Below are 25,424 nucleotides of genomic sequence, written 5' to 3'. Positions count from 1 at the left end.
GCAATTGAATACCAACCTGTCCGGCTGCATCAAATCCGTAGCGAGCCGGTTCCAAACAGGCCGATCAGCCCGATGACGATCAGGTAAACGGCGACGATGTAGTTTAAAAGCCGTGGAATCAGCAGGATCATGATGCCTGCGATCAAAGCGACGATCGGACCAATGCTCATTGAAAGATTCATGGGGTTCCCTGGATAGTTATGGTTGGCATGTGCAATGGCAGACTGAAGCTGGACTGCACGGAGATTGCAACAGGTAATGTAGACAGCCAAGGCGATGCAGGCTGTAGGACGGCGCGAACAGTTTGAAATCGTTTCAACGAACCGTTCCAATATGGCCTGCCATTTCCAGCCAGTGTCCCCTCAAGCCTTGAAGCGCTCCTTGGCCCGCTGCGCAAACTCGTTGGTATAAGTCTTCGACAGGTCAATCCTGCTGATTCTGACGCTCGCGTCAAAACCGGCGATCGCCTTCAGGGCGGTGCGGGGCGCTTCATCGGCCAGGATGCCGTCCAGGGAAATGGACTCGCGCACCTTGTTGAACGAGGCAATGTACAGGCCCCGGTCACCCAGCAGGTATTTTTCGGGAACGGTCTTGATGATGTCCCCTGGCCCGGCCGTCTGGAGCCATTTCAGGCCGCGCACCATGGCATTGGCCAGCGCCTGGCAGGTGTTGGGATTTTTTCGGATGAAATCGAGCGGTGCAAACAGGCAGGCCGCCGGCATGGGCCCACCGAACAGCTCGGTCGTTCCCTTGAGGGTCCGTGTGTCGCTGATGATCCTGACCTCGCCTTTTTGCTCCAGGATGGTCATGAGCGGATCGGGCTGGCTCATGGCATCCACCTGGCCTGAACGCAGCGCGGCAAGTGCGCCTTCGGCCTCTCCGACTTCCAGAAAACTGACATCACCGGCTCTCAGTCCGCCCTGGGCCAACACCATGGAAGCCATAAGGGCGCTTGCGCTTTCCAGCGCGGCAACGCCTATGTTCTTACCCTTTAGATCGGTGATCGCTTTAAAGCGGGGCAGACTCCTGGTCGAAATGCCAAAGGCGATCTGGGGTGCCCTGGCGAGCAGCACAAACGACTGGACCATCTGTTGGGCGGACTGCAGGCGAATGATGTGTTCGAAGCCTGCCAAACAGATGTCGGCCGATTTCCCCGTCAATGCCTGCACAGCCTGCGACCCGCTTTCATGGTCGCTGATAGCAACGTTCAGACCTTCCGCCCGAAAATAACCAAGCTGCTCGGAAATGGTCAAGGGCAGGCTGTGAAAAGCAGCCTTGTTTCCCACCGCGATCGTTATCTTCCGGATTTCAGGCTGTCCTTGCGCATGCAACGTGGGCCATACCAGCGTTGCTGCCGCCAGCATGCTACCGCCGGTAAATCGCCGCCGGGAGATGCGGGGAAATCGTTCCATGCCAATTTTCTTTCTTCTCGATAGCCATGCGTTTGAGCATATCGAGCCCGAAAAAAACCACATCGGGGTCAACCCGTGCGGATTTGTACCAAAGCTCGCCCATTTGTAACGAGACGCGACTTCAATGCAAAAAACCCATCAGCGAAAGCCGGAAAAAAGGATGCCAATGTTGGTGAAAAATGCCAGTGCCCAGACGATGGAACGCGCATTGGCCAGATTGCCGACGTATAGCGCGATGTAGACGATGCGCAGCGCGACAAACAGCGCGGCCAGGATGTCGAGCCGGGCCTGGCTGGCCTGGAGCTGGTGGGCAATGATGACGGCGGCGAAAAAGAAGGGAATGGCCTCAAAGGTGTTGGCCTGCGCCGCATTGGCGCGCGCGCGCCAGTCGGTCTGACGCGCCAGCCAGGCCCGGGGGTCGTTGTTGTCGTAGCCGCCTTTTGCCGGAGCGGTTCGCATGGTGCCGTATTTGGCAATGCCGGCGCAGACGATGGGCAGCAAGGCGGCCACCAAGATGCACCAGTAGGCGATCGTGAAATGAGCAAGCGTCATGAGAAACCTTATCTTTTTTGTGATGACCGGCAACGGCCGGGTTGCCTGCGGGCTTATCGCCGATCGGTCAGTGCGTGGGCAATTGTTCCCAGGTCCACATATTCCAGTTCGCTGCCCACCGGCACGCCGCGCGCCAGGCGCGTGACCCGCATGCCACGGCTTTTGAGCGCCTGGCCAATCACATGCGCCGTGGCCTCACCTTCGGCGGTGAAATTGGTCGCCAGAATGACTTCCTGCACTTCGCGGTCAACTGCTGGGACGAGCTCTCCGTTGTCGTCCCGGGGAGCCACGCGGTCAAACAGTTTTTGCAGGCCGATGTCGTTGGGGCCTATGCCGTCGAGCGGGCTGAGCTTGCCCATGAGAACGAAATACAGGCCCCGGTAGGCCAGTGTTCGCTCCAGCGCCGCCTGATCGGCCGGGGTTTCCACCACGCACAGCTTGCTGCGGTCGCGTTGCGGATTGGCGCAGGTCACGCAAACCGGCTGCTCGCTCAAGGTGTTGCACAGCGCGCAATGCCCGATGCTCTGGACCGCGTGGTCCAGTGCCCGCGCAATCTGCAAAGCGCCCGGCCGGTCGTGCTGCAGCAGGTGAAAAGCCATGCGCGCCGCCGACTTGGCGCCCACGCCCGGCAGCTTGCGAAGCGCCTGGGTCAATCCTTCAAGCGCATTGGAATCCGCCACGTTGCCTGCTTGGGTTAAATGTCTGACGGTTTAGAACGGAAACTTCATGCCGCCGGGCAGCGCCGGCATGCCCGCCGTGAGCTTGCCCATTTTTTCCTGGCTGACTTCCTCGGCCTTGCGCACGGCGGCATTGAAGGCGGCGGCGACCAGGTCTTCGAGCATGTCCTTGTCTTCCGTCAGCAGGCTGGGATCGATCTCGACGCGCTTGACGTCATGCTTGCAGGTCATGGTGACTTTCACCAGACCGGCGCCGGCGTCGGCGGTGACTTCGACAAACGCCAGGTCGTCCTGGGCTTTTTTCAGGTTGTCCTGCATGGCCTGCGCCTGTTTCATGAGGCCGGCGAGTTGTCCTTTGTTGAACATGTTTTTTTCCTTTAAATAGGGTTGCTGAAACTATCAATGATCATATCGGCTGACTGCGGCAAAGCGCAGGCATAGCTCAGGGCGAAACGCTCTTGATGCTGCCCGGGACAATCCGGGCGCCCCATTCGCGGATCATGTCCTGCACAAACGGGTCGTTTTGAATCAACAACTCGGCGGCCTGCTGGCGCTCGACCAAGGCGGCACTGTTGCGGCGCGCCGGCGTATCCGTCACGGCGCCCAATTCGACGGCCAGCCGGATGGCGTCATCGGCCAGCGCCGCCTGAAGCGCGACCTGCAGCTTTTCACGGGCCGCAGGCTGGTTCAAGGACTCGCGCTCGACGCGCAGGGTCCAGAGGCCTTCGCTGCGGCCGCACAACTGCGACTGCAGGGCCAGTTCGCGCGTCAGGGCGGCGATGGATTCAGCCGCCACCATCTGGTTGACGATCCGCAGCCACGCGTCACCAAGGGAAGCATCCTGTTTCAGGGTGTCCACCGATGGCTGAACCGCTGCCTCCACCGGCTCAGCGAACATTTCACTATTCATAGCACTCAGTGCACTATCAGTATGCGCAAAAGCCTCATTTGACTGATAAACCACCTTCAGCGGCGGTGCTGGTGCATTTTGGGCCGGCAAGGCTTGAAGCGGGTCTTCCGGCAGCACCGCAGGACTAGCCGGGGCCGCATCGAGACGGCCGGCAGCAGGCGCCAGGGCCGGCTCAGGCAGCGACTTTTTTACCGGCTCGGCGGCACTCCCCGGCGCAGGCTTGATGGCGACAGGCTGCGCCCCGGCAGCAGGGAGCGCAACGGCGCCCGGCGGTTTGAAAGCCAGCAGGCGCAGCAGCACCATGGTCAGACCAGCATATTCGTCGGGCGCCAGGCCGAGTTCGCCGCGCCCGTGCAGGCACAGGCTGTAGAGCAGCTGGGTTTCGTCCGCCGGCATGGCGTGGGCCAGCCGGGCGGTTTCGGCAATTTCCGGGTCGGTGTCGTCGTCGCCAGCGCCCATGCCAGGCACCGCCTGCAGCACCGCCATGCGCTGCAGAATGGTTGCCATTTCTTCGAGCGTGGAGGCGGCGCTCAGACCATTGAGGCGCAGCACTTCGGAGGTTTCCACCACCGTTCGGCCATCGCCACGCGCCAGCGCATCGAGCAGGCGAAACACATAGCTGCGGTCCACGCTGCCGAGCATGACGCGCACGCTGGCCTCGTCGAGCCGGCCCGAGCCAAAGGCAATCGCCTGGTCGGTCAGCGACAGCGCGTCGCGCATCGAGCCGCGCGCGGCGCGCGACAGCAGGCGCAGCGCCTGCGGCTCGGCAGGAACGTTTTCAATGGCCAGCACATGAACCAGGTGCTCCAGCACCGTTTCGGGCGCCATCGGCCGCAGGTTGAACTGCAGGCAGCGCGACAGCACGGTCGCCGGGACTTTCTGCGGATCGGTCGTGGCGAGTACGAACTTGAGGTATTCGGGCGGTTCCTCCAGCGTCTTGAGCATGGCGTTGAACGCCGTGTTCGTCAGCATGTGAACCTCGTCGATCATGAAGACCTTGAAGCGGCCCACCACCGGCTTGTACACCGCCTGCTCCAGCAGTTGGGCAATTTCATCGACGCCCCGGTTGGACGCCGCGTCGAGCTCGGTGTAATCGACAAAGCGGCCGCTGTCGATATCCCGGCAGGCATCACACACACCGCAGGGCTCGGCCGTGATGCCGCCCTGCCCGTCAATGCCGGTGCAGTTGAGCGACTTGGCCAGGATGCGCGACACCGTGGTCTTGCCCACGCCCCGGGTGCCGGTGAACAGGTAGGCATGGTGCAGCCGCCCGGAGCCAAGCGCATTGCCCAGGGCCTGCACGACATGCGACTGGCCCACCATTTCCGAGAAGTTTCTGGGGCGGTATTTGCGGGCAAGCACTAGGTAGGACATGAACTCATTCTAAATTGGCCGGGCAGCGCCTGAACCGCAGCCTGCGTGCGGTGCCTTGCGCGGGCTGCCAGTGTTGTATGGGAGGCTGGTGGCTCAGGGCTCCAGCGCGGCATGCAGTTCCACCAGCGCCTGGGTCAGCTTGTGGCTCGGGTCCATGTAGATCATCGGCAGCGACAGCTCGTGGGATTCGCGAATCCGGATGGAAGCCGGAAGATAGGGATGCAGCACGGGCAAACCTTCTTCAATCAGTTCATTGACGATTCGCTGGGGCAGATTGGCGCGCGGCTGGAACTGGTTGACCACAATGCCTTCGACCACCAGGCGGGCGTTGTGGTCAGCCTGGATTTCCCGCACATTTTCCAGCAAGGTATACAAGGCCTTGCGTGAAAAATCGTCGCAGTCAAACGGAATCAGGCAGGTGCGCGCCGCAATCAGCGCCGAACGGGTGTAAAAATTGAGCGCAGGCGGTGTGTCGATGTAAATCCGGTCATAGCTGCCGGCCAGTTGCTGCAGGGCTTCCCGCAGCTTGAAGATCTTGTGCCGGGACTCCAGCTTGGCCTGCAGTTCGTCCAGGATCGGGCTGGAGGGCATCAGGTGCAGGTTTTCATGCGGCGTGGCAACGATGAATTCGCCTGGCGAAACGGTGCGCAAACTGAAGCTCAGGGTGTTTTCAAAAAATCCGCCCACGCTTGGCTGGTCGTCGGTGGCGGTGGCGCCCATCAGGTAAGCGCTGGAGTTGCCTTGCGGGTCCAGGTCAACGACCAGCGTGCGCAAGCCCTGGCTGGCGCTGATGGCGGCCAGGTTGCAGGTGATGGTCGACTTGCCAACCCCACCTTTTTGATTGAAAACGACGCGTGGCATAAAGGCTTCCTTGTGCGGCGGGTAGTGAATCGTCGATTGTGCCTGCGATGCCATGCGCCTCGGTGTAGGCGCAGGCAGCCTTGGGAAGTGGGGTCTGGCAGGGCGGAAACACAGTTTGCCGCTTTTCCGGAAGGCTCTGGCTGAGGAATGGATGAAGCTGCAGCTGCGGGTTTTCTGAAAATTCTCCGCACGGGTCAAAGCGCCAAGCCATCGCCCTTATAATTCGATGTGACGGGCCTTCCCGCATGGTAAAGCGGCCAACCGGGTCAGATGGGGAACCAAGCAGCCCTAACTGCGGAGCCAGTGCCGGGGTCAAGGCTCGTCACCTAATTCAAAAAGTTGTTTATCGACAGCGGCTTACGCTTTCAGCCCTTGGAAAAACAGCTTTTGTAGCACCTGACTGTAGTACTTGAGGTGCCACGTTGTTCAACCAACGTGGAGGCCAAATGGCTACATTGACAGGTCTATTTCAGCGCGGAACGGCTTACTATCTTTGCATAGTACTTCCCCTGAAACACCCTTTGCAGGGCAAATACAAAAACGGAAGGCTGGTTGCCTCACTGGGCCGCTGCACACATCGTGAAGCAGTGCTCAAAGGCACCATCAAACGAGCCGAAGTTCTGGGAGGCCAGCATCTTGCGACTTCCTCGCTGCATCAAGCACCTCCAGAAGTAGCTAAGCAATCATCGTCAGGGCCGGTACTGCGGGAAATTTACGCCCGTTGGAAGGACAGCAAGCCCCGCTCTGCTGACTCGTTGAACACCTGCCTACGCTCTGTGACGCTTTATGAAGAGTTCACTGGCAACCCTTCCATCACGCTACTGTCACGGGAACAAGGCGACGGGTTCAGGACATGGCTCCAACAACCCGACAGGAAGACCACCAGCAAGACAGCCAGAGATCGTCTAACCTGGGTCAAGTCATTGCTGAAGTATGCAACCCGTGAGCTTGGTTTGCTTGATAAGAATCCATGGGAAGGCATAGACATTGACTTCAAGACCACCAACAAGCGCAGACCGTGGACAGATGCTGAACTGCAAACCTTCTTCACTCAAGACCTGTACACCTTGTACAAACTGCCCAAGGATAAGAAAGCCGGGGCTGATGCAGCTTACTGGATTCCCCTACTGGGGCTTTACACGGGCGCAAGGGTTGGTGAACTGGCGCAACTCAGGGTTGCTGATGTAGAAACCTCAAGGGAACGGCCCATGGTGTCCATCACTGATGAAGGTGAAGGGCAGTCGGTAAAGTCACAAGCAGGGGTTCGCAAAGTACCCATCCACAGTGAACTCATCCGACTTGGGTTCCTTGAATATGTAGCAGCCATGACTGCAAAAGGTGAACGCCAGCTTTGGCCTCTCCTGAGCGTTCGTGACGGTAAACCGGGTGGCTACTTCAGTCAGTGGTTTGGTGGTTACAGAAAGGCGCTTGGCTTTGAGTTGTACCCTGACTTTCATTGCCTACGGCATACGGTCAGAAGCCAGATGGCAGAAGCTGAAGTCTCAGAGCAAATCATGGACGCACTTGTAGGCCATGAGGTTAAGGGGAGTACCGGAGCAAAGGTGTACACGCACAGAAGCCTACAGGCGCTTTCCAAGGCGATTGAGAAAATTTGCTACCCTGCCCTTTCAATTCCTCGTATATTCGGAATTTCCCTCTGACCATATATGGTGAATATTCAGCCAGACAGTTAACCTGTTGTTTTTGTGAAAATCAATTGACGAGACTATCTGGCTTTAGTAAAATGTGCGCTTGAACAAATGATGGGTATTTTTAATTAAATATCATAAAATGCTCGAACTCAGTTTCAGCTACTTCAGCTAGAAACAAATTAAGGCTCCAAATTTTGGGAGCCTTTTTTATTTCCGAGACCATTTCAGGTCAAATTCAATTTTTTTATATCAATCACCAATTTAGGAGATACATCTATGCGCGTTCGACAGTTAAAAAGAATCACGAATGAATAAGGAATTAATTACACAAACCTGCTACGAAAAGGTAGTGAACAGCACCTCTGGCTTTACTTACCTGAGTGCTAGCCAATGAGTTTCAAACCTTCAGAAATGCCTGTACGAAGTGCACGCAGTCAAATTCTCTACCTACTTGAAGAAGACTTCAAAAGTCTGAATAAATTAGACGCAGATGAGTTATCAGCAGGCCGTCGTTTTCTGTCTAATCTTCTTAAAGAAGCTGCCACAAAAATGGCTGAGACTTCAACTAAAGTACACGAGTACGATGACATTGAAGTCGAGGCATATATTGATCGCATTTTGGAAAATGGTTTCAAATTAGAAGAAACCAATCTTTCTGATGTCTCTGATTTTGAAGATGCACAGAAGTTGAAACGCTGGTCTGACCTCATTGGGGAAAGAGTTGAAGCCTCAGAATTTAGTGCTGAAAAGTGGAAAGCTAAGCCTCTGCGAACTCTTCGGTCTGCCATAGCGCAAGCTAAAACATTGCACGAACTGCGACAAGCAGTTAATGGAATGATTGGCCCCCTTCAATTGTGGAGAGATCATCAAGATTTATTGGGAGCTACCAGCCCCAAGCAAGTTGCACTAGACAATAAGGAGTCGATGAAGTACACAGAATTAGTTCTGCTTGAATTAGAGGACATGACTGCACTTGCTGAAGAACGTGGCAGGGTACTGAACGAACTGCTTTCTTTTTATAACGAAGATGACAGGGATATCGTACTGCTACGCAAGTGTGAGACGGCTAAGAAGGAGCACTGCCTCAGTGACCAACAAGCTGCCCAAATGTTTGGCATCAGTCGCACGAAACTACTGAAGCTTAGAACTGAGATAACTCTCAGTGAGCCACAAACTGCTTGATGTATTTTTTCATGTGTTTTTATGGATGTTTCTTATCTGAAAATCATGCAATCGTCTTAAGTTAGCTTGGCTATGGCACAGCTTAGAGCTTACAAGAGTTTCATAGCAAGCCCTGTAAGGGCCCATCATTGCACAAGAAAGATTAAGGAAAATAGTAATTTTATTCTTTCCCTCTATTCCTGTGAGCATGGCCTTTCAGGGCTCTACAGCACTAACCATGCTAAGGCTGATAGGCCGTATTCAATTGAGCATTGCAACCGCGTAGCGGCTCTATTCATGCCCTGCAAGGGCTATCCCTGAAAATTTTAAGAGATATAAGAAATTTATCCCTTTCTTTTATTTGTGCAAGGGTGGCCCTGGCAGGGCTATATGCAGGCCGCTAAGCGGCTAATACTGAATTCTGTAATTTAAATTATCTGATGCATGTCATCCAAATAGAAGGCCATGCAATAGGCTTTGCACCTCATGAAACATCCCTACAAACGCTTTAAATCAGTAGAGTAAGGGATACGTAGCCTGAAGGCAAATAAACGTTTTAAATGCCAACTTCCCATGCATCGAAAAGGAGTGCTCACTGCTGTCTTTGTTTGTTTGTTTGTTTGTTTAAACAAGTAACGATTACACCCAATGCTACTTCTATATCGTCTCCATAGACATTTTCTGTCTGGCTGGGCAGTTGTGACAATTAGAGGAAGATTTTTGAAATTTCTTCTCTGTCTCTGATTCACTCCAACACAGAATGTGAAATAGAAAGTTAAATATCATAATATGAAATTTAGGTAAAGTGATTTTTCCACACGGAAATTGACCAGACTACACGGCTTGCGGTTCGTCGTGGTGGATAACCTCGGATGTCAGGGCATCTTGCGATAACAACCGGCACCTCAAAAGCCTTTAAACGCATTATGTGCATACCTTGCTGAGAGGCAGCATAGTCACCAACTTTTAGGATGAATTTTGACGACGCAGGCCGACTGACAGAAAACTTTGAGACCCACGCTGGATGTGCATCCACGTGTAAGTCTGGCGTATGGCTGAAGTGTTAGTTCGCCGGATATAGCACTTTGAAACTCTAGCACTTTAGTTTGTCTTTCTTCACTTGTTGTTGATTGTTGATTGTTGATTGTTGATTTACACTTGAAATTACATCCTGAAACTAACAGCTACCAGGATGAACATTGATTAGCTGTCAAACCTCTTATCCAAAATTAAATGAAAATTAAAACAACATTGGCTTTAGCTATATCGGCTGTTCTTCTTTCCGCATGTGGTGGTGGTAGCGATTCTCCAGCACCAGCACCAGCACCAGTTGTAGTTGGCCCGACCGCAGAAGGCGTTTATGTGGGCACATCCACCGGCAGCAAAATCCCAGGATTTCAAATGCTTATTTTGGAAAACGGTGATCTTTGGACGCTGTATGGCACTCAAACTTCAACGCAGTTTTTAGTGGGTGGCATCCTTCAGGGAACTGGAACTTCATCTAACGGCAGCTTCACGTCATTAGATGCAAAAGATTTTGGTGGAAACCCAGCTATACCCGGCACGTTTAAAGCAACATACGACGCCATTGCCAAAACAATCTCGGGCACAGCTACAGCAAACGCAAATACGGTTACTTTTAACGGTGGCCCTAGTCCAGGTTCACTCTACAACTACACCATTGCAGCATCCTTGACCAACATAGCTGGCTCATGGGTGACGACAAGTACATCAGGTGAAACCGTGAACGTAAATATCGCTGCCGCTGGAACGTTCAGCGCAGTAGGAGGCAGCGGTTGCCGATTCTCTGGAACAGTCACACCGCGTGCGTCGGGTAAAAACGTTTTTGACACCAAAATGACTTTTGGCCCAGCGCCGTGCGGCCTTGCTGGTCAAACGGCATCAGGAATCGCGGTGTCTTATCCGTTGGCCACGGGTAAGACGCAGTTGATTCTTGCGCAAGTTGATTCGACACGCACATACGGTTCTGCCGCCTTCGGAACGCGCTAAAAATTCAGACCACAGCGAAGAACCCGCCATCAGCGGGTTTTTTTACGGCTGACTCATTCACAAAGAAATGATGACGCTTTTCTTGGCGACGAATAAGTGACTCTGTTCGGACCCGCCAGGACAGCCCGACCTTACCCGAACTGGCTTATGTCAACAAGTGACCACTTACCAACAGTAAAGAATCACATGTTAGAAAGATAGTGCTTGCTACTTGTTAACACCCTGATATATACTGACACCACTTTCTAACAGTCTGGAGTGTTTCATATGTCCCGTGTCTTCGCTTACTGCCGCGTCTCTACCGTTGACCAGCATACTGATAACCAAGTGCAAGAGATCGCACAGGCAGGATTCCAGATCACTGCATCACGCACCATCACAGAAACCGTCTCAGGCTCAGTCGCAGCCAACGAACGCGCAGGCTTCCGCAAGCTGCTGGACAAGCTGGAAGACAAAGACGTATTGGTAGTGACAAAGTTAGACCGCCTTGGGCGTAACGCAATGGACGTACGCGCAACAGTAGACGCACTGGCAGGCATGGGCGTACGTGTTCACTGCTTGGCACTCGGTGGCGTCGATCTGACCAGCCCCGCCGGGAAAATGACGATGGGCGTTATCGCCGCTGTAGCTGAGTTTGAGCGTGACCTTCTCATAGAGCGCACCCTGTCAGGTCAGGCCAGAGCAAGGGCAGCAGGAACGCACATGGGCAGGCCAGCCAAGACCAGCGAAGCAGACCGTGATGCCATCCTGTTGGCTCTTGCCAAAGGTGCGACAGTCAGCAGCTTGGCCGACAAGTACAAGATCAGTCGCGCCACAGTCATCAACATCAGAACTGCTGGCGGTGGAACCTGACCAGCATCAAATTATCGGCAAGACTGGCAGCATGAAACCGTGTCTTCCAGATCAATACAGCTTCTCACGCGTTCAATGCTCCAAGCGTCACCACAGTATCAACCGACCCAAAACAAAGCCCAAACACGATATTTTGCCGGTTTAGCAGTTCAGTTTGAGCCAGTACCGCTGGACTAAGCACCGCACTCGCGCAAGTCGTTAATGCCAGGAAACACGCTTTTATGGTGTGACAGATCAACTAGCTGAAATACGAGAACTGAAAATTTTTTAAAAATAAAAATATTCGCATGCGGAAGCAAAATCGCGCTACTTTTGATTACATTAGTAGCAATTCGGTATTTCATACGGTCATGATATGTGTGTTTAAAAACACTAAATAAGATAATTATTTATAACTCACTGTACGTTTTTTAATCATCTCTCTCAGAGATAAATTTAATGAAAGTTAATTACTATGCGCTTTAACTCAACCAACACTTTGGTTCTCTCATGTGTATTGCCTTTTGTTTTTTGTGTGAATAATACAGCAGCACAAACTGAACCTAACAAGGCTATATCAAAAGCAACCGTAACCCAAAAATCAAGAGATTCCGCAAGAGCAACTTCAGTAGAAGCTACACCTCAAATTGTGAAAAAGCCATTTGCACCAATCTCCTTTTCTACGTCATTGCCAATCACCGCCTATCTTGAAAATGATCCAGAGAAAGTTTTCAGTTGGGTTCAGGGTCAAATCGCCGCTTTACCTAGAAAAATTGATCAGTTCTCTACATCAGAAGAACGTCAACAATTTGAAATAGCAATATCAGAACGGATGAAGTCAATTGGGCAACTTGCTTTTATCAGTCCATGCCAGAAAAAGTATGACCCCGATCAGCAAGAATTTAATGTTAAGGTTATTCTGTTATCAGTTAAAGATTCAACTCTTAAGACGCCTAATCCTGAAGCTTTAAATCTACGCCAGATGACTTTGGCAATATCTAACCTAAAGATGGACACCTATACTGGACAAAATGCCTATGGGGCATCAACAGAAATCTCTCGCACGGTATCAGATAATTACGTACTGACGTTTCCTGCGGGAGCATCTTATGAACCAACTTCGATACTCATGCCGAGTCGCAAATCATCTACACGGTTACCCTATCAATACACGTCTAATTTCCTAAATTTCATAGTCAAGATGCCCTCAAGTCAAGCGCGTGAGCAGGAGAAACAAATGGCTTGCATGTCTGTTTTTTCTCTTGAATCACCCTACTTTTTCAAGTTTAAAGAAAGAACTATTCCTAGTCGTGATATGCCATTTGACGCTACAACAACTGGCTATGCGCTGTTTGGACGACTAGACCAAATTGCTGTTGTAAACAAATTTACAGGGGAAATTTACGATCAAGCGGCACGATCGAAAGATTGATGCCAAGCAAATTGTGATCGTTTCCTCAATCAATTATGTGTCATTGACATCCCCAAAAAATCGGGGTGAATTTTAAATAAAGCTTTCAGGCTTGGATCTGAAATCTCACCCATAATATATTTATTTAGCTTAAGCAAACCAAATTAGGAATTAATGACTGAGTTAGTGACTGACTGTCCGAGGTGTGGTGTAACAAAGACAACGTTTGACGTCTATGGCTCTAATGCCAGGGGAAGTGGAAACGTAGATTGGCAACTCATCTACGAAACTTACAGCGTGTGTAGACATTGCCACCGTGCAACTTTGTTTATTTTGAAGTTAAGGGAGTACAACGCCCTTCAAATATTTGTTGCAAAAGGAATAACGGCATCGATGGGTTCGATCAGCCATTTATTTTCCGTTGTAGATTATGTAAGCCTGAAAGATACAGCGGACGTTACGCCTCCAGAGCATCTCCCACCTGAAATCGACGCAGCATTCCGCGAAGGAGCCACGTGCTTAGCAGTCAAATGCTTTAATGCTGCGGGAACCATGTTCAGGCTCGGTGTAGACCTTGCCACTCACGAACTGCTTCCACCTGAAGGTGAAGCTGGAGGGCCTAATCATCGGCAGCGGCGTGATTTAGGACTCCGTCTCCAATGGTTGTTTGACAACCGCAAGTTACCTTACGATTTACATGAATTGGCGCAATGTATTAAAGAAGACGGGAACGATGGTGCTCACCGAGGCACACTTTCTAAAGCAGAGGCAGAAGATTTGCTGGATTTCACCGTACATCTACTTGAGCAACGCTATACGCTTCCACAACGTGTAAGAGATGCAGGTGCCCGTAGGGCTGCACGACCGCGTTGAGGTACTGCAATGGTCCTTGCCTTTTTTAGTCATTTTTTGTAGCATCTAACTGTGGCACCTAAAGTGCAAAACAGGTAGGTGAAAGTCAAAATTGATAGCGGCCAACCGGGTCAGATGGGGAACCAAGCAGCCCTAACTGCGGAGCCAGTGCCGGGGTCAAGGCTCGTCACCTAATTCATTTTGGCCTTGTACCTTCCCTTCCTCTTCCTGGAAGCGCGGATGCAGATGCCGCAATCAGCCTTCGTTGGTTTCAGGACATCGCCATGACAACGCCGCCAACTCTTGCGCCCACGGTCCTGGTCGCAGAAGACGACGAGAATATTTCGCATTTGCTCTCCTTCATGCTCAAGCGAGAGAAGTACCTGGTCCATCAGGCGCGCGATGGCCGCCAGGCCAAAAAATTCATAGAAAACAATCCGCCGCCCGCCATGGTGCTGCTGGATGTCATGCTGCCCTTTTTTGATGGTTTTGCGCTGCTTGGCCTGCTGCGCGAGCAGCCCGCCTGGAAGAATACCCCGGTCATCATGCTGACGGCCAAGACGCAGGAGCAGGACATTGTCCGTGCGCTTAGCGCAGGCGCCAATGACTATGTGCTCAAGCCCTTTCAGCCGGCGGAACTGCTGGCGCGCATCAAGCGGCTTTCCCTGCAGCGACCATGAAAATACAAGCTTTTTACTTTGTCATGCTGGCGATTCCGGTGGCATCCCTTGCCCAAACCGACACGCTTCAAACCCTGGTCGGACTCAGCGCCGAATCGAGCCAACTGAGCAACGGCAGCCCCGGCTGGCACTCCGAAACACTGCGCGTGGCCCGCAAGTCCAGCCCGCGTGATGTCCGCGAACTGGGCTTCACGCAAACACGCCGCTTTGGCCTGAATGACAAGCAGATCAGCGGCCTGTATGTCACCCCGCTGTCCGGGCAGGCCACCTTGTCACTGGGCGGGCGCATCAGTCCTTCGCACCGGGTGCTGGCCAGGCATGAGCTGGAGTCCACGCTTCAGTATGAATTCGCGCCCGCCTGGCTGGTCCATGCCGGCCTGGGCAACCGGCGCTACAGCACGGCCAACATCAACAGTGCCAGCCTGGCGCTGGAGCATTATTTCTCGTCCTTCAGCCTGTCGGCGGCCTGGCGTCCCGTGCGCGCACTGGGCGCCAACGCCAGCAGCACGGAACTGCGCGGCGCCTATTACTACGGAAATGCCAGTTCGATTGGCCTGATCGCCAGCAGCGGTCAGGAAGCAAGCACCGTGAATCCCAACACGGTGCTGCTGGTGGATGTTCGCTCGACAGCCCTTCTGGGCCGTCACTCGCTGAGCCGCCAATGGGCGTTCAGCTATGCCTTGTCCCGCACCTGGCAAGGCGGTTTTTACAGGCAAGACACCGTGCATCTTGGTGCTGAATACATTTTCTGATCCGTATCTGGCGCTGGCTTTCGATATCGGCATTGCCGCTGTCGGCATGACCATCCTGCTGGCGCTGGTGATCATTTACTTGCGGATCACCATGCGCCGAAATGCCCGGCGCGAAGCAGAGTTCATTGCACGGTGGCGTCCGCTGCTGCTGGAGGCCCTTTATGAAGAAACGCCCTCGCCAGTGCCTGAACTTGCCCCACAGGACCAGCTTTTCTTTCTCAAACTCTGGACTTACCTGCAGGAGTCGCTGCGCGGGCCGGCCAATGACAGGCTCAATGGACTGGCAAGGCAGCTGCGATGCGATGCGGCCGCACGCGGCTTCCTGAAAAAGGGAAACCGCTCCGAACGGCTGCTGGCCATCCTGACACTGGGCCATCTTCGGGACGAAGCGTCCTGGGACGCGCTGGCACTGCAGGCCACGCAGGCGGACAGGCTCGCATCCCTCCAGGCAGCGCGCGCCCTGATCAAGATCGACCCGCTGCGCGGCACCGAATGGCTGTTTCCCATGCTGCTCAACCGGCGAGACTGGGACATTGCCCAGATTGCGAGCTTCCTGGGCGAAGCCCGGCAGGCTTTCTGGCTGCAGCTAGCCAACAACATCCTGAAGGTGGACCAGGGTCAATGGACGCGCGCGCTGCAGCTAGCCGATGCGCTTCACCTTCAGCTTTCCCTGAAATCCGTGCGCTTCATCCTGGAAAACTGCAAGTCAGCTGCCACGCTGGTGGCTGCGTTGCATCTGGCCTCGGATGCGAAGCTGCTGCCTGCGGTGCGGTATTTCTGGCAGCATGCCGATTGGCGGGTCCGGGTCGAAGTAGCAAGGTTCCTGGGCAGTTTTGGCGAAGAGGACGACATTGGACTGCTTCGCCAGTCGCTGCATGACGAGCAATGGTGGGTGCGCTACCAGGCCGCGCAGTCGCTGGCCAGGCTGCCGTTCTTCGGCCCCCAACAACTGAGCCTGCTGCGCCAACAAACCACGGATGTGCTGGCCATAGGCATGCTGGACCATGTGCTGGCCGAATACCACGGCCCAATGGCCTGAAGCCCTGCCACCATGATTGAATTCACCACCTGGGCCATCTTCGCGTATTTCATCCTGCTCAACGCAGGCTACCTCGCCCTTAACTTCCTGTCCATCTTTGCCCTGCAGCGCAACAAGCAGGAAAAGCTGCTGGACGACCTGCCGCAGGTCTTCAGCGGCCTGGAGCCAGGCATCAGCATCCTGGTGCCGGCCTACAACGAAGAAGCCACGATCACCGCGTCGATCCGCTCCATGTTCCAGCTGACGTATTCGGAGTTTGAAATCATCGTCATCAACGACGGCTCCAAGGACAACACCCTGGAAGTGCTCAAGCGGGAGTTTTCCCTGCTGCCCTTTCCTTCCGCCGAGCGAGACGGGCTGGCGACCAAGCCGGTGCGGGGCATTTACCGCTCACTCGTGCATCCCAACCTTCGCGTGATCGACAAGGAAAACGGCGGCAAGGCCGACTCGCTGAACGCCGGCATCAATGTCGCCCACCACCCGCTGTTTTGTGGCGTCGATGCCGATTCGATCCTGGCGCGCGACAGCCTGCAGCGCGTGGCCAAGCCCTTCCTGAACGACCCCGACACGGTGGCCACCGGCGGCACCGTGCGGGTGGCCAACGGCTGCGAAGTGACAGACGGCTTTTTGACCAAGGTCGGGCTGCCGACCAATATCTGGGCCCTGTTCCAAGTGGTCGAATACCTTCGCGCATTTTTGTTCGGCCGTCTGGGATGGTCGCAAATCAATGCCATGCTGATCATTTCAGGCGCCTTCGGACTGTTCAAGACAGAGGTGGTGGTGGCCGCTGGCGGCTACCGCAGCAACACCATCGGCGAAGACATGGAGCTCGTGGTGCGCATACATCGCCAGCTCAGGGAACAGGGCAAGCCCTACCGGATCATCTTTGTGCCGGAGCCGGTGTGCTGGACCGAGGCGCCCGAGGACAGGACCACCCTCAGGAACCAGCGCATACGCTGGCAGCGCGGCTTGTCCGAGAGCCTGAGCAGCCACTGGTCGCTGATGTTCAGCCGCAATGGCGGCGCGCCTGGCTGGTTGGCTTTTCCATTCATGATCCTGTTTGAATGGCTGGGGCCGCTGGTGGAGCTGGGCGGCTACCTGTTCATGCTGTATGCCTACGTGTTTGACCTGATCTCATGGCAGGCTTTCTCGGTGTTCCTGTTCATGGCCATCGGCCTGGGCATCCTGCTGTCGGCCTCGGGCCTGCTGCTGGAGGAAATTTCGTTTCACATCTACCCGAAATTCAGGCAACTGGCCCTGCTGGCGCTGGTGGTGGTGCTGGAAAACCTGGGCTACCGCCAGATCAATAGCTGGTGGCGGCTGATCGGCCTGTACCGCTGGGCGCGTCAGCAGGAATCGAGCTGGGGCGAGATGAAGCGCAAGGGCGTGGGCCATCAGCCTAAACTGCCCTGAACTGCGTGGAACGCTCAGCCAGCCAGCGGCAGATCGAAGTAGAACGTAGAGCCCTTGCCGGGTTCGCTGACAAAATCAATCCGGCCCCGGTGCGCCTCGATGATGCTTTTGCAGATGTTCAGGCCCAGCCCGGTGCCGCCTTTTAGCCGGCGATCCGAACCGTCGGACTGGGCAAAGCGCTGAAATATCCGGCTGCGAAAATCCTCGGCAATGCCCATGCCGGCATCGGTGACCAAAACACGCACGGAATCCGCACCGCGCCGCAGGCTGACTGTGACGACGGCCCCGCCGGACGGAGAAAACTTGGCCGCATTGGACAGCAGGTTGACCATGACCTGGGTCAGGCGGTCGGCATCGGCCCACACCAGGGTTTCTTCACCGCTGCTCGATGCCAGCTCAAACTTCACCTGGTATTGGTCCGCATAGCCTTGCGTGGCCCGTATCGACTCGGCCAGCAGCGGCAGCAGCGGCAGCACCGCCCGGTGGTAAACCATGCTGTGGGATTCGATTTTTTCAACATCCAGAATGTCGTTGATGAGGCGCACCAGCCGCTCGGCGCTCCGGTAGGAAATATCCACCAGCTCTTTGGCATCGGGCGGCAGATCGCCCGCCATGCCGGAATTGACCAGGCTGAGCGAACCATAAATGGCCGTCAAGGGCGTTCGAAGCTCATGAGAGGCTGTCGAAATGAACTCGCTTTTCATGCGCTCGACCTGCTTGCGCTCCGAAATATCGCGCAGGAAAGCGCTGAAAAACTTCAGCTTGCTGTTGTTGATGAGGCCGACTCGCACCTCCACCGCAAGCTCTCCCGAATCACGCGTCTGCACTAGCCGTTCGAGCTTGGTGTTGACGAAGCTGGCCTTGCCCGTGCTGGCAAACACCTGCATCGCCTTGCGGATGCTGCCGGCAAAGCGCTCGGGCGCCAGGCGCTCCAGCGGCTGGCCCAGTATTTCATCGCGCCGCCAGCCCAGCATGACTTCCGCCTGTGAATTCCAGTCGGTGATGCGCCCCTGGAAATTCACGCCGATAAACGCGTCCTGGGCGGTTTCGACGATGGTGTTGATGCGGTTTTCGTTGTCGCGCACATTTTGCAGCGCTTGCGTCAATTCAAGGGTTCGTTGCGCCACCCGGTGTTCAAGCGTGGCATTGAGATCTTTCAGGTCGGCTTCCTTTTGCTGAAGGTTGCGGATCAGGGAATTGAGCGACCGCCCCAGAGCGCTGACTTCGGTGTAGGCGGCATCGATGGCGCCGATGGCGTTGATGGCGTCATGCTCGCCGGACTCCAGCCGCTGCGCCGAATGCGACAGCAGCTTGATCGGGCGGGTGATCACGCGCGCAACCCAGAATCCCAGCAGGGAAAACACCGATGCCACCAGAATTCCAACCAGGAACACCTGCCTCTGCAGCTGCTTGACTGGCAAATAGGCATTATCGAGAGGCTGGCGCATGATCACTTTCCAGCCCAGGCCCGGATAGTCGGCATAACCATTGCCTTGGCTGATGCCCACCAGGTAGTCGTTGCCATCGGGCAGGCGTTCCGTGTAAAAACCGCGCGCGCCCTTTGTAAAGCCTTGCAGGCTTTGCAGCGCCAGCGTCTGCCCCTCCAGGTCGGCCGGTCCCAGCAGCACCTCGTTGTCGGCCGACAGGATCAGCGCTTCCACCTCGCGCTCCTTGCCGACCGGCTCGGTGATCGACTGCTCGATCGTCTTGGCCCATTCCCAGGAAAGATGCGCGCCCAGCACCCCCTGCACCCGGCCGTCTGCGCCCGCATAGGGAAAGGCGATGTCCACGAAACGCAAGGGCGCTCCGGTGGTGTTGGGCAGGAGCTTGGCCTCATGCACATCGCCCATATGAATTTCCTTCAGCGCATTCTGAAACCAGGGTCGGGCGGAAACGTCGCTGCCCTCCAGGACGCCGCGGGTGGCCACCAGCACCTGGCCCTCGTGGTCGGCGGCCCCCATCCAGGCGTAATGCGGGTAGGTGCGCTGAAGGCTGTCGAGCGCCCTGCGGTTTTCAGGCTCGCGCACGGCCCGGCTGTCCCTGCCGATTCGCTCGGCCATCAGCTGGACTTCTCTGTAACGCTCGAACATGGCCCGGTCCAGCCGGTAGCTCATCTGGTAGGAAAGCTCGGCCAGACTCGCGCCAATGCTGGCCTTGGCCTGCTTCGTGACGGTGACGTCGATCACCGCCACCAAAACAAGGGTCAGCAACACCGACAGCAGCGAAAAGCAGATCGCCAGGTAAAGACCGAGGCTGCGGGAATGCGTCAATGAAAGCTTTCTCCTGAGGCGGGAAACCAGCCTGACAGGTGCCTGGACTGGGACGGATTTTGTGGACAGTCCGGGCTTCTAACAGCACGGCAACCCCAGGGCTTCAGGGTAAAACCTCTTCAATGGCCAGCGTCGTTTGAAGCGCATGGTCGGCAATCTGCGCAGACATCAGGGCCAGCGACGCCAGCGCATAGGTTCCGCTGATGATTCCCTTGTAGGCTATTTCGGCAGCCACGGCTTCTTGATCAAGGCCTTCCGTTGCGGCGATGATGCAGTCCTCCATGGAGCCCAGGCCAACATCGGCATACAGCGTCTCCCCTTCATAGCTGACGCTGTATTCATACAGGTCCTGCTCCATCGGGTCGATGTGGAAACGAACAATCATGCAATCCCCTTGTCTTTCATTGAAATCAAAAATGATAGCTGTCAGCGATTTCTGGTAGTGCGCAAAGGCAGTAAATAATCATTAACAGGAACGTCGCAACGCTCCTTCCTGTCACTGACTTCACTGGCCGTGCGCAGGTGCGGCTTCGAGCCGATGCACCCGCAACCCGTTTTCCCCGACAGCGCCAGACGCCAGCGCCAGCAAATGGTGGTGGTGGGTGAACACCAGCACCTGCGATGCAGCGGCGAATTTTGCCAGGGCGCGGAACATGTGGGTGGCCCGTTCGTCATCGGCGGTCATGAACACATCGTCGAGCACCAGCGGCATCATGCGGCCGGGCTTGCGCTGCACTTGCAGCGCGGCCAGCCGCAAGGCGAGGTACAACTGGTCGGCCGTTCCTTCGCTCAATGCCGAAATCTCCAGGGCCTTGCCCTGGGCCGGCTGGGCAAGCAGCAGCGGCGTGTCGCTGTCGGCATCGACCACCAGCCGCACAAAACGTCCTGCCGTCATGAGCCGGAAGTATTCGCCGGCCAGGGCCACCACCGGGCCCTGCGCCTTTTCTCGGTGGCGGCGCAAGGCTTCGGCCAACAGCGCTTCGGCCAGCTTGAGCTGCGCCCATGGGCGCACGCCAGCGCGGTAGCGGGCAATGGCGGCTTCCATTTCTTCCTTGGCCTGGGCCGCGTCGTCCGATGTGTCAATTGTCGCCAGCGCAAGCCGGGCGGCCTGCTCTGCCTCGATGGCAGTTTTTTCGTCTGACTCCAGCCCGAGGATCGCAGCCGCGCAGGTCTGTTTTTCCTGCTCGATGGTCACGCTGTCCCGGCTGGCAAGTTCGTGGCGCAGGGTGGAAGCGTCCTTGCGGGAAGTTCGTGCGAGCTGGTCCCTGAGCCCCTGAAGGCGCAAGCGCAGCGCGTGCTGCTGGCCGGAGCGGGTTTCCGCCTCCGGCAGCTCGTCGGCATGCTGCACCCCTGCCTGGCTGACCAGCCCTTGAAGGGTCTGCCGGGCCTCTTCGAGGGCCGAGCATGCACGTTGCCGGCGCGCGGCTTCCTCGGCCTCCCTGCGTTGCAGCGATGCCTTCGTCGCGGCGGCCTCGCGGGAACGCGAGAGCCGCCCGGCCAGCGCATCGATCCAGGCATCCAGATGATCCAGGAGCGCTTCCCCCAACAGCTGGCCCAGGGCAGCTGCCGATTCGGCGACAGCTTCTTCGCTCGCCTGCATTTGCCTGAGCTGATGTTGCTGGCCCGCATGCAGCTGGTAGTCATTGACCCAGTGCTGGAGTTCAGCGAGCCGCGCCTTGAGGGCCGGCGCTTCGGCATCCTTGTACAGGAACAGGCGCAAGCAACTGTGGTCCAGCGCCACGCGAGAGTTCTGGATCAACCGGGCCAGTTCGGCATCGCGGGCCTGGTCAGCCTGAATGCTCTGCTCCAGGCTGTTCAGGTCAACACGCCAGCGCTGCATCGCAGCCCGCGCGGTCACCAGTTCGCGGTCGGCGGCGGTGCCCAGCGCGACCAGCGCATCGAGGGGTGGCTGTATCGCAGGCAGAGCGTGCCCCAGCGCCCGCAGGGCATCGCACAAGCCCTGGCAGGCTGCCGCCATCTGCTGCGCCAGCAGGTCCTGGGAAAGCCTTGCCTGCACAAGGCGCTCATGCCGGTCGAGCGCCGTTTGCCGGACCACCAGCCACTCCCGCACCCCGGCTGCCGTGCCGGCGGGAATCCCCAGGCGCGACAGGGTTTGGTGCCAGCGGCTGTCCAGCGACGCCAGTGTCTGGGCGTGTTCGGCCTGGCGGGCCTGCAGGTCGGAAAGCGCCTGCGTCATTTCTGCAATGCGCTGCCCGCATTCGGCCACTTCGGCGGCTCGCTGCGCACCCTCGCGCAACAGGTCCGCCTGCCGGTCGGCCTCGGCCTGCGTCTGCTCGAAACGTAGCGGCAGGGTGTCGTCGAACGTGTCGCTACTTGAACGCTTGGCCGCTTCTGCATCAGGGTTGAGAAAAACAAACCGTAGGGCCTGCCAGTTGGCTTCCCGCAGTTCCCTGGCCTGGCGCAAGGTGTCGGCCGTCACGACTTCGCCAGTAGCTGCCAGGCGCTTGCTGCGCCGGTGCTGCAATGCCAGATCGGTCTGCAACTGCTCAATCCGGTTCCCGTCAAGCGCTGTCTGCCTGAGCAGTTCGCTGCGTTCGCTTTCCCAGTCATCGATTTCGGCAACGGCGAGCCAGCCCGTGAGCGTCAGTTGCGCGGGCGACTGCAGCCCCATGTCGCGCAATGACCCGTCGAGCTTGCGCTGCTCGGTTTCCAGTCCGGCCTGCAGGCCCAACAGCCGCTGCTGCGCATCGCCCAGCGACCGGGCCTGCTCCAGCGCCAGCGTCAGGGCCTGTCGCAAATCCGCTGCCGGCTCATGGACCTCCTCGCGCCGCAGTTGCGCCAGCTTGCAGTCGTCTGCCGCCAGCCGGGCCTGGACATGCTGCAACTCGATGTTCAGTGCCTGAAACGCTTCCAGCGTGCGCAGCACCTCGGCCTGGTCCGCCGCCGACGGCGCATGACTGAAGAATTCTTCCAGGCCGTCAACCGCCTGGCGGCCGGACTGCATCTGCCGCGCCCGCAGCATCAGCTGCCGGCCTTCGTCATCGGTCGCAGCCTGCAGCTTGCGCCGGACATCACGCTCGCGCCGCACCAGCGACACGTCGGCCTCCAGGCGGTCGATGGCCGCCGCACGGGTGAGCAGCATGGGCTCGATCTCCAGCGCCAGCAGCGAATCGCGGCATTGTGCAATCGCTTCGTCGGCTTCAAGCAGCGCGCTGTGCGACTGCGCCTGGTGCTGAAGCGCGGCCAGCCTGCAGTCCCGGGCATCGGCTGGCAGCGCCACATGGCCTTGCACCGCGTCCCACTGGCTTTCGGCCATGTCCAGCTCGCGCAGCAGGGGCTCGACCGCCCGCAACTCGGTCAGCTCTTCAAGCCGCCTGCGCTGGCCGGCCAGTTGTTCCCTGGCCTGCGCAAGCTGGGCCTGCGCCTCGTCATGGACACGCTTGAGCGCCTTCCACTGGTCTGGCTTGGTCACGGCCTGCCGGTAGCGCTGGCGGGCCTCTTCAAGCTGCCGCGCGGCTTCATTGAGGATGGGCAACTGGCCCTTGGGGACGAAGTATTTTTTCGCGTCAAGTTGCAGCGTCTGGAGCATCAGCTTGATGCCGGCCGAGCCGGTGCTGGCCTCGAACAGCGCGGCGCCCAGTTCGCCTTCGCCCTGGATCAGCATCTGGCCGCCCTTGCGCAGGTGCATGGAGTTCAGGCCATACATGGTGTCGAACTGTTCGCGTGCCACCCCGCCGGTCAGCGCCAGCAGCACCTCTGCGGAAACCACGGGACCCGTCGCAGGCAGGCCACTTGCCGGATCAGCGCTCGTCAGCGGGTCCTTGTTGCCCTTGCGGCGCGCCAGGCCCACGGCGGCGCCCGCCGCGTCCTCGAAACACCCGGCCAGCAGCATGTCCCTGAAGCCATGCACAAAATCATCCTTGCTGCGCGGGGGTATGCCGTAGCGCAAATCGGTCATGGCGCGCAGCGCCGAAGACTTGCCGGCCTCGTTGGCACCATAGACCAGGTGCAGGTTGGCGGCACCCGAGAAATCCAGCGCGGCATTGGTGAACGGGCCAAACGCCGTCAGGAACAGTTTGCGGATTTTCATGCATTCACTTCTGGGCTTGTCAGCCGCGCCAGCAGCGTGGCTTCGGCGTCCTTCAACAGGGCCAGCAGCGCCGCGCCATCGTCCAGCCGGGGAATGTCCGTGGTGGCGTCGGCAGCCTCGTGGGCCATGGCCGCCAGCACCTCGGCAGGCACCTTGCCCAGTACGTCGGTCAGGGCCGTGCGGCAAAAGTCCTCCAGTCCCGGGCCGTCGTTGGCCAGCAGGTCAACCCAGCGCACCAGTTCACCCAGGGCATCGTCGCCCTGCTCCACCCGCGACCGGTCCAGGGGCGAACGCAGATCGAGCCTGACCTGCTCGATCCATACCTCCACGCCAGACACGTCCTGCGCTGCGGCCTGCACGGCTGCGGCCAAGGTTCCGGGCTGGCGCGCTTCCAGGGCATGCAGATGGGTTTCGCCGGACAGCACCATCCGGACCGCATGCAGCACATCACCATCTTCGGATGCCGCAAGCTCCAGCGCCTGCGCAACCCGCAAAGGCAGTTCGTCCAGTGTCTTCACCGGCTGCAAATCGATGCCGATCTGGTGCCAGCGAACCACGGCCAGCGGCATGAAGCTGGCCGTTATCCGGGTTCCCTCGACCGTGACCAGTTCGCAGCCCTTGGGGCCGGTTTCGCGGGCATGGCGGCCCTGAAGGTTGCCGGGAAACACCACCCGGGGCTGCTCGCAGATCACCTGCCGGGCATGGACGTGTCCCAGCGCCCAATAGTCGTAGCCTCTGGATTTCAGGTCCGGCAAGGTCGTTGGGGCGTAGGTGTCGTGTCCGCCAATGCCGGTCAAGCTGGTGTGCAGCAGGCCGATGTTGAAACAGCCCGGCACGGCCATGGGGTAGCCGGGCACCAGGTCTTCGGGCACCTCGCGGTCCGGAAAGCTGTGGCCGTGGATGGCCACGCCCAGGGCATCCAGGCAAACGGTTTCGGCGGTGCGGCTGGAAAACACCTTGACATGGTCAGGCCACGGAATCTGCCGCGTGATCACGCCTCTGGCATCGTGGTTGCCCTGCACGATGAACACGCGAATGCCCTGGCGGCCCAGGCGCACCATCTGTTCGCGCACGAACAGGCCGGTATGGAAATCCTGCCAGTCCCGGTCGTACAGATCGCCAGCAATCAGCACAAAATCGACCCGCTCATCCAGCGCCAGGTCCACCAGGCGCTCCAGCGCGCGGCGAGTCGCCCCACGCAGCCGCTCCAGCGGCGCGCCCTCGTAGCGGCTCAGCCCACGCAAGGGACTGTCGATATGCAGGTCGGCGGTATGAATGAAACGCATGCAAGTCTCTTTCTTGTCGAAACGGCTGCCTGATTTTGCTTCAGACAGCGTGCGATTGCGGGGCAAGGCCGGGCAAGCAATTGAAAATTCAAAACTTTAATATTTATAGCAATAAACACACAGCAGTAAAGCGCAAAGCCACGATTTGATGAAAAAATTCACCATAGAACAAACAGCAGCATAAACGCGGCCAGCGCTTGATCAATCGTCCACGACGGTTCTTTTTTACC

The 25,424-nt window shown here is 57.2% G+C and carries 21 protein-coding genes and 1 other RNA gene; 11 read left to right on the top strand and 11 right to left on the bottom strand.

Going from position 1 to position 25,424, the window contains the following annotated elements:
• Positions 1-29: 29 nt before the first annotated feature.
• The 7 genes from ACP7AD_RS13715 to ACP7AD_RS13685 form a co-directional block, all read right to left on the bottom strand.
• On the bottom strand, positions 30-182 hold the full coding sequence (locus ACP7AD_RS13715) for a DUF3096 domain-containing protein (RefSeq protein ID WP_426148286.1): 153 nt from the start codon (positions 180-182) through the stop codon (positions 30-32).
• Between the two features lie 180 nt (positions 183-362).
• Entirely contained in the window at positions 363-1,412 is a 1,050-nt protein-coding gene (locus ACP7AD_RS13710; RefSeq protein ID WP_426148299.1) for an ABC transporter substrate-binding protein, read from the bottom strand.
• A gap of 138 nt (positions 1,413-1,550) precedes the next feature.
• Positions 1,551-1,964, bottom strand: a complete 414-nt coding sequence (locus ACP7AD_RS13705; RefSeq protein ID WP_426148285.1) for an MAPEG family protein — start codon at positions 1,962-1,964, stop codon at positions 1,551-1,553.
• A gap of 53 nt (positions 1,965-2,017) precedes the next feature.
• A complete protein-coding gene (gene recR / locus ACP7AD_RS13700; protein ID WP_426148284.1) occupies positions 2,018-2,644 on the bottom strand; it encodes a recombination mediator RecR in 627 nt (208 codons plus the stop codon).
• A 30-nt stretch (positions 2,645-2,674) separates the two neighbouring features.
• Positions 2,675-3,007 (bottom strand): YbaB/EbfC family nucleoid-associated protein, encoded by a 333-nt coding sequence (locus tag ACP7AD_RS13695; protein ID WP_426148283.1) that lies wholly within the window; start codon positions 3,005-3,007, stop codon positions 2,675-2,677.
• A 76-nt stretch (positions 3,008-3,083) separates the two neighbouring features.
• Positions 3,084-4,925 carry a DNA polymerase III subunit gamma/tau gene (gene dnaX / locus ACP7AD_RS13690; protein ID WP_426148282.1) on the bottom strand — a complete coding sequence of 614 codons (1,842 nt, stop codon included), beginning with the start codon at positions 4,923-4,925 and terminating at the stop codon, positions 3,084-3,086.
• A gap of 93 nt (positions 4,926-5,018) precedes the next feature.
• Positions 5,019-5,786 (bottom strand): ParA family protein, encoded by a 768-nt coding sequence (locus ACP7AD_RS13685; protein ID WP_426148281.1) that lies wholly within the window; start codon positions 5,784-5,786, stop codon positions 5,019-5,021.
• A gap of 230 nt (positions 5,787-6,016) precedes the next feature.
• On the opposite strand from ACP7AD_RS13685, the gene ffs reads away from it, so the two are divergent.
• The 11 genes from ffs (at position 6,017) to ACP7AD_RS13630 (ending at position 17,587) form a co-directional block, all read left to right on the top strand.
• Positions 6,017-6,113, top strand: an RNA gene (gene ffs / locus ACP7AD_RS13680) — signal recognition particle sRNA small type.
• 119 nt (positions 6,114-6,232) lie between these two features.
• Complete coding sequence (locus ACP7AD_RS13675; RefSeq protein ID WP_426148280.1) at positions 6,233-7,447, top strand: site-specific integrase; 1,215 nt, start codon at positions 6,233-6,235, stop codon at positions 7,445-7,447.
• A 381-nt stretch (positions 7,448-7,828) separates the two neighbouring features.
• Complete coding sequence (locus tag ACP7AD_RS13670) at positions 7,829-8,620, top strand: hypothetical protein (RefSeq protein ID WP_426148279.1); 792 nt, start codon at positions 7,829-7,831, stop codon at positions 8,618-8,620.
• Between the two features lie 1,212 nt (positions 8,621-9,832).
• A complete protein-coding gene (locus ACP7AD_RS13665; protein ID WP_426148278.1) occupies positions 9,833-10,609 on the top strand; it encodes a hypothetical protein in 777 nt (258 codons plus the stop codon).
• Positions 10,610-10,876: 267 nt separating this feature from the next.
• A complete protein-coding gene (locus tag ACP7AD_RS13660) occupies positions 10,877-11,461 on the top strand; it encodes a recombinase family protein (RefSeq protein WP_426148277.1) in 585 nt (194 codons plus the stop codon).
• Positions 11,462-11,915: 454 nt separating this feature from the next.
• Positions 11,916-12,872: a hypothetical protein gene (locus tag ACP7AD_RS13655; protein WP_426148276.1), complete on the top strand. Its 957-nt coding sequence runs from the start codon at positions 11,916-11,918 to the stop codon at positions 12,870-12,872.
• Between the two features lie 303 nt (positions 12,873-13,175).
• Positions 13,176-13,724 (top strand): DUF4145 domain-containing protein, encoded by a 549-nt coding sequence (locus tag ACP7AD_RS13650; RefSeq protein WP_426166175.1) that lies wholly within the window; start codon positions 13,176-13,178, stop codon positions 13,722-13,724.
• A 263-nt stretch (positions 13,725-13,987) separates the two neighbouring features.
• Positions 13,988-14,383 carry a response regulator transcription factor gene (locus tag ACP7AD_RS13645; protein WP_029524437.1) on the top strand — a complete coding sequence of 132 codons (396 nt, stop codon included), beginning with the start codon at positions 13,988-13,990 and terminating at the stop codon, positions 14,381-14,383.
• Complete coding sequence (locus ACP7AD_RS13640; RefSeq protein ID WP_426148274.1) at positions 14,380-15,135, top strand: YaiO family outer membrane beta-barrel protein; 756 nt, start codon at positions 14,380-14,382, stop codon at positions 15,133-15,135. Before ACP7AD_RS13645 ends, ACP7AD_RS13640 begins: the two co-directional genes overlap by 4 nt.
• Positions 15,116-16,174, top strand: coding sequence for a HEAT repeat domain-containing protein (locus ACP7AD_RS13635; protein ID WP_426148273.1), 1,059 nt, complete (start codon positions 15,116-15,118; stop codon positions 16,172-16,174). Before ACP7AD_RS13640 ends, ACP7AD_RS13635 begins: the two co-directional genes overlap by 20 nt.
• A gap of 12 nt (positions 16,175-16,186) precedes the next feature.
• Positions 16,187-17,587: a glycosyltransferase family 2 protein gene (locus ACP7AD_RS13630; RefSeq protein ID WP_426148272.1), complete on the top strand. Its 1,401-nt coding sequence runs from the start codon at positions 16,187-16,189 to the stop codon at positions 17,585-17,587.
• Positions 17,588-17,601: 14 nt separating this feature from the next.
• Here ACP7AD_RS13630 and ACP7AD_RS13625 read toward each other — a convergent pair whose 3' ends face one another.
• The 4 genes from ACP7AD_RS13625 to ACP7AD_RS13610 all read right to left on the bottom strand — a co-directional run bounded on the left by ACP7AD_RS13625 (position 17,602) and on the right by ACP7AD_RS13610 (position 25,194).
• Entirely contained in the window at positions 17,602-19,857 is a 2,256-nt protein-coding gene (locus tag ACP7AD_RS13625) for an ATP-binding protein (protein WP_426148271.1), read from the bottom strand.
• Between the two features lie 103 nt (positions 19,858-19,960).
• The gene (locus ACP7AD_RS13620) at positions 19,961-20,242 is read right to left on the bottom strand and encodes a hypothetical protein (RefSeq protein ID WP_426148270.1); all 282 of its coding nucleotides are present in this window, start codon (positions 20,240-20,242) and stop codon (positions 19,961-19,963) included.
• A 120-nt stretch (positions 20,243-20,362) separates the two neighbouring features.
• Entirely contained in the window at positions 20,363-23,908 is a 3,546-nt protein-coding gene (locus ACP7AD_RS13615; RefSeq protein ID WP_426148269.1) for an AAA family ATPase, read from the bottom strand.
• A complete protein-coding gene (locus ACP7AD_RS13610; RefSeq protein ID WP_426148268.1) occupies positions 23,905-25,194 on the bottom strand; it encodes a metallophosphoesterase family protein in 1,290 nt (429 codons plus the stop codon). The genes ACP7AD_RS13615 and ACP7AD_RS13610 overlap by 4 nt, the downstream gene beginning before the upstream one ends.
• Positions 25,195-25,424: the final 230 nt, after the last annotated feature.

Source organism: Polaromonas sp. DSP2-3-2b2, from assembly GCF_049895905.1.
GTDB lineage: Bacteria > Pseudomonadota > Gammaproteobacteria > Burkholderiales > Burkholderiaceae_C > Polaromonas.
The sequence above is the reverse complement of the archived record's forward strand: the minus strand, read 5'-3'. Positions and strand labels throughout refer to the sequence as shown.

Bases quoted from the DNA above. Each gene is read 5' to 3' on its own strand.
- ACP7AD_RS13705 (WP_426148285.1), bottom strand. From the start codon at position 1,964: ATGACGCTTGCTCATTTCACGATCGCCTACTGGTGCATCTTGGTGGCC.
- ACP7AD_RS13710 (WP_426148299.1), bottom strand. From the start codon at position 1,412: ATGGAACGATTTCCCCGCATCTCCCGGCGGCGATTTACCGGCGGTAGC.
- ACP7AD_RS13715 (WP_426148286.1), bottom strand. From the start codon at position 182: ATGAATCTTTCAATGAGCATTGGTCCGATCGTCGCTTTGATCGCAGGC.
- ACP7AD_RS13610 (WP_426148268.1), bottom strand. From the start codon at position 25,194: ATGCGTTTCATTCATACCGCCGACCTGCATATCGACAGTCCCTTGCGT.
- ACP7AD_RS13620 (WP_426148270.1), bottom strand. From the start codon at position 20,242: ATGATTGTTCGTTTCCACATCGACCCGATGGAGCAGGACCTGTATGAA.
- ACP7AD_RS13670 (WP_426148279.1), top strand. From the start codon at position 7,829: ATGAGTTTCAAACCTTCAGAAATGCCTGTACGAAGTGCACGCAGTCAA.
- ACP7AD_RS13645 (WP_029524437.1), top strand. From the start codon at position 13,988: ATGACAACGCCGCCAACTCTTGCGCCCACGGTCCTGGTCGCAGAAGAC.
- ACP7AD_RS13630 (WP_426148272.1), top strand. From the start codon at position 16,187: ATGATTGAATTCACCACCTGGGCCATCTTCGCGTATTTCATCCTGCTC.
- ACP7AD_RS13655 (WP_426148276.1), top strand. From the start codon at position 11,916: ATGCGCTTTAACTCAACCAACACTTTGGTTCTCTCATGTGTATTGCCT.
- ACP7AD_RS13685 (WP_426148281.1), bottom strand. From the start codon at position 5,786: ATGCCACGCGTCGTTTTCAATCAAAAAGGTGGGGTTGGCAAGTCGACC.
- ACP7AD_RS13695 (WP_426148283.1), bottom strand. From the start codon at position 3,007: ATGTTCAACAAAGGACAACTCGCCGGCCTCATGAAACAGGCGCAGGCC.
- ACP7AD_RS13675 (WP_426148280.1), top strand. From the start codon at position 6,233: ATGGCTACATTGACAGGTCTATTTCAGCGCGGAACGGCTTACTATCTT.
- dnaX (WP_426148282.1), bottom strand. From the start codon at position 4,925: ATGTCCTACCTAGTGCTTGCCCGCAAATACCGCCCCAGAAACTTCTCG.
- ACP7AD_RS13660 (WP_426148277.1), top strand. From the start codon at position 10,877: ATGTCCCGTGTCTTCGCTTACTGCCGCGTCTCTACCGTTGACCAGCAT.
- ACP7AD_RS13640 (WP_426148274.1), top strand. From the start codon at position 14,380: ATGAAAATACAAGCTTTTTACTTTGTCATGCTGGCGATTCCGGTGGCA.
- ACP7AD_RS13665 (WP_426148278.1), top strand. From the start codon at position 9,833: ATGAAAATTAAAACAACATTGGCTTTAGCTATATCGGCTGTTCTTCTT.
- ACP7AD_RS13615 (WP_426148269.1), bottom strand. From the start codon at position 23,908: ATGAAAATCCGCAAACTGTTCCTGACGGCGTTTGGCCCGTTCACCAAT.